This is a genomic window from Streptomyces sp. 15-116A, from assembly GCF_025290915.1.
Taxonomy (GTDB): Bacteria; Actinomycetota; Actinomycetes; order Streptomycetales; family Streptomycetaceae; genus Streptomyces.
This window is the reverse complement of the sequence record NZ_JAOCQE010000413.1, coordinates 1-4,035: the sequence shown is the minus strand read 5'-3', so window position 1 is coordinate 4,035 and position 4,035 is coordinate 1. Positions and strand designations below refer to the sequence as shown.

4 protein-coding genes are annotated in these 4,035 nt (G+C 70.6%); all 4 read left to right on the top strand.

What is annotated here, in order from left to right; all coding sequences use genetic code 11:
* Window positions 1-187: adenosylcobinamide-GDP ribazoletransferase (locus N4P33_RS33480; RefSeq protein ID WP_260830694.1), on the top strand; the 187-nt coding region annotated here is incomplete at its 5' end.
* Between the two features lie 223 nt (window positions 188-410).
* Window positions 411-1,946, top strand: a complete 1,536-nt coding sequence (locus tag N4P33_RS33475; RefSeq protein ID WP_260830693.1) for a leucyl aminopeptidase — start codon at window positions 411-413, stop codon at window positions 1,944-1,946.
* Window positions 1,947-2,272: 326 nt separating this feature from the next.
* Entirely contained in the window at window positions 2,273-3,661 is a 1,389-nt protein-coding gene (gene lpdA, locus N4P33_RS33470; RefSeq protein WP_260830692.1) for a dihydrolipoyl dehydrogenase, read from the top strand.
* Between the two features lie 63 nt (window positions 3,662-3,724).
* Window positions 3,725-4,035 (top strand): biotin/lipoyl-containing protein (locus N4P33_RS33465; RefSeq protein WP_313904628.1); only part of this gene is annotated, 311 nt, incomplete at its 3' end.

Genomic DNA, 4,035 nt, shown 5'->3' with positions numbered 1-4,035 from the left:
GGCGGGCGGGCTCCTCGGACCGTACGGCGCCCTGCGCACCGTCCTCGCCGTGCTCCTGTCCGTCGCCGCGGCCGAACTGCTGCTGCGGCACTGCGTACGGCGCTTCGGCGGGGTCACCGGCGATGTGTTCGGCGGGCTCGCGGAGACGGCGGCGACGACGGCCCTGGTCGTCGCGTCACTGAACTGACCTGAACTCCCCCGGTTCCCGCTTCCGCTCAGCGCTGAGTGAACCCCACATGAATGAGCGGACGCACATACGCGCGTAGTCTCGTCCCGAGTGTTCGCCGCACCGGGGAAGGCCCCGCCGAGACCGCACCCCCAGGTCGCAGACCGGGGGCGGCCCGCCGGGCCCGGTCGACCCACCACTTTCGGCCACTGCAACTTCACATCGGAAGCGAGATTTCACCACCGTGACTGCTCTCACTCTCAGCACCGCCGCGGCGGCCGGCCTGCGGGCCGACGCGATCGTGATCGGTGTCGCCAAGGGCACCGGGTCCGCCGGCCCGGTCGTCGCACCCGGCGCCGAGGCCGTGGACAAGGCGTACGACGGCAAGCTCGCCGGCGTCCTGGAGACTCTCGGCGCGTCCGGTGCCGAGGGCGAGGTGACGAAGCTCCCCGCGCCGGCCGGCTTCAAGGCGCCGGTCGTGGTGGCGGTGGGCCTGGGCGCCCAGCCCGAGAAGGACGCCGCCTACGACGCCGAGGCGCTGCGCAAGGCCGCCGGTGTCGCCGCGCGTGCCCTCACCGGCTCCAAGAAGGCCGCGTTCGCACTGCCGCTGGACGACGCCGGTGATGTCGGCGCCGTCGCGGAGGGCGTGCTGCTCGGGGCGTACACCTTCGACACCTACAAGGAGAACGGCAAGGCCGCGAAGAACGGCAAGAACGGCAAGGCGCCGCTCGCCGAGGCCGCGATCCTCGGCGCCAAGCCCCGCGACCGCGCGCACAAGGCCGCCGTCGAGCGGGCCACCGCCGTCGCCGAGGAGCTCAACCGCGCCCGCGACCTGATCAACACCCCGCCGAACGACCTCAACCCGGAGGCGTTCGCCGCGGTCGCCGCCGCCGCGGCCAAGGAGCACGGCATCAAGGTGCAGGTGCTCGACGAGAAGGCCCTGACCAAGGGCGGCTACGGCGGCATCCTCGGCGTCGGCGCCGGGTCGGCGTCCGGGCCGCGCCTGGTGAAGCTGTCGTACACCTCGTCCAAGGCGAAGAAGCACCTCGCGTTCGTCGGCAAGGGCATCACCTACGACTCGGGCGGCATCTCGCTGAAGCCGGCCGGTCACAACGAGACGATGAAGTGCGACATGAGCGGTGCGGCCGCCGTGTTCGCCGCGGTCGTCGCCGCCGCGCGGCTGGGGCTCGAGGTGAACGTCACCGGCTGGCTGGCGCTGGCCGAGAACATGCCGTCGGGTTCGGCGACGCGCCCCGGTGACGTGCTGCGGATGTACAGCGGCAAGACCGTGGAGGTGCTCAACACGGACGCGGAGGGCCGGCTGGTGCTGGCGGACGCGCTGTGGGCGGCGTCGCAGGAGAAGCCGGACGCAATCGTGGACGTGGCGACGCTGACCGGGGCGATGGTGCTGGCGCTGGGCAACCGCACGTTCGGCATCATGGCCAACGACGAGTCGTTCCGCACGGCGGTGTACGAGGCGGCCGAGGAGGTCGGGGAGCCGGCGTGGCCGATGCCGCTGCCGGAGCACCTGCGCAAGGGGATGGACTCGGCGACGGCCGACATCGCGAACATGGGTGAGCGGATGGGCGGCGGTCTGGTCGCCGGACTGTTCCTGCGGGAGTTCGTGGGTGAGGGGATCACCTGGGCGCACCTGGACATCGCCGGGCCCGCGTTCAACGAGGGTGGGCCCTTCGGGTACACGCCGAAGGGCGGGACCGGGTCCGGGGTGCGGACGCTGGTTCGCCTTGCGGAGCTTACGGCTGCGGGGGATCTGGGCTGAGTTGTCCTTTGGGCGCCGGGATCTCGCGTGCGGGTAGGGCGAGGTCCCGGCGCCTGACAGCTCGGGTGGTTGTTGTTCGGCGGGTGCGGGTCGTGGGTGGTTCTCGCGCAGTTTCCCGCGCCCCTTCGCGTCGGTCCACTCACCTTTGTTGAAGACGTGGGGTGTCTCACACACCTGCCCGGCGTCTCGTAGTGACGCGACAAGTGCGAAGATGGGGCTCGGCAGGACAGGGCCCCACCGAAGGGCCGAAAGCAAAGAGCGGCCGGACACCAGCCGCCGACCGGTCACTGGAGACCGGCGTGGCGCACATGCATGGAGGACGTGACGTGGCGAACGACGCCAGCACCGTTTTCGACCTAGTGATCCTCGGCGGTGGCAGCGGTGGATACGCCGCGGCCCTGCGCGGGGCGCAGCTGGGCCTGGACGTCGCCCTGATCGAGAAGGACAAGGTCGGCGGCACCTGCCTGCACCGAGGATGCATCCCCACCAAGGCCCTGCTGCACGCGGGCGAGATCGCCGACCAGGCCCGCGAGAGCGAGCAGTTCGGTGTGAAGGCCAGCTTCGAGGGCATCGACGTACCGGCCGTCCACAAGTACAAGGACGACGTGATCTCGGGCCTGTACAAGGGTCTGCAGGGGCTCATCGCCTCCCGCAAGGTCACCTACATCGAGGGCGAGGGCCGGCTGTCCTCGCCCACTTCTGTCGACGTCAACGGTCAGCGGATCCAGGGCCGCCACGTCCTGCTGGCGACCGGCTCCGTGCCGAAGTCGCTGCCGGGCCTGGAGATCGACGGCAACCGGATCATCTCCTCCGACCACGCCCTCGTCCTGGACCGCGTGCCCAAGTCCGCGATCGTCCTCGGCGGCGGCGTCATCGGCGTCGAGTTCGCCTCCGCGTGGAAGTCCTTCGGCACGGACGTCACGATCATCGAGGGTCTGAAGCACCTCGTCCCGGTCGAGGACGAGAACTCCTCCAAGCTGCTGGAGCGGGCCTTCCGCAAGCGCGGCATCAAGTTCAACCTGGGCACCTTCTTCCAGAAGGCCGAGTACACCCAGGACGGTGTCAAGGTCACCCTCGCCGACGGCAAGGAGTTCGAGGCCGAGGTGCTGCTGGTGGCCGTCGGCCGCGGCCCGGTCTCGCAGGGCCTGGGCTACGAGGAGGCCGGGGTCGCCATGGACCGCGGCTACGTCCTCGTCGACGAGTACATGCGCACCAACGTCCCGACCATCTCCGCGGTCGGTGACCTGGTCCCGACCCTCCAGCTCGCGCACGTCGGCTTCGCCGAGGGCATCCTGGTGGCGGAGCGGCTGGCCGGTCTGAAGACCGTCCCGATCGACTACGACGGTGTCCCGCGGGTGACCTACTGCCACCCGGAGGTCGCCTCCGTCGGCATCACCGAGGCCAAGGCCAAGGAGATCTACGGCGCGGACAAGGTCGTCGCCCTGAAGTACAACCTCGCGGGCAACGGCAAGAGCAAGATCCTGAAGACCGCGGGCGAGATCAAGCTCGTCCAGGTCAAGGACGGTGCGGTGGTCGGCGTCCACATGGTCGGCGACCGTATGGGCGAGCAGGTCGGCGAGGCCCAGCTGATCTACAACTGGGAGGCGCTGCCGGCCGAGGTGGCCCAGCTCATCCACGCCCACCCGACGCAGAACGAGGCGCTCGGCGAGGCCCACCTGGCGCTGGCCGGGAAGCCCCTGCACTCCCACGACTGACGCCTTCCGTCACTCGGGCGCGACGACACAGACTTCCGCACTTTTAAAGGAGCAACCGAAACCATGGCGGTTTCCGTAACCCTTCCGGCGCTCGGCGAGAGCGTCACCGAGGGCACTGTCACCCGCTGGCTGAAGGCCGAGGGCGAGCGCGTCGAGGCCGACGAGCCGCTGCTCGAGGTGTCCACCGACAAGGTCGACACCGAGATCCCGGCCCCCGCCTCCGGCGTGCTGTCCTCCATCAAGGTCGCCGAGGACGAGACGGTCGAGGTCGGCGCCGAGCTGGCCCTGATCGACGACGGTTCCGGCGCCCCCGCGGCCGAGCAGGCCCCGGCCGCGCAGGAGGCCCCGGCCGCCGAGCCGGCTCCCGGGCCCGC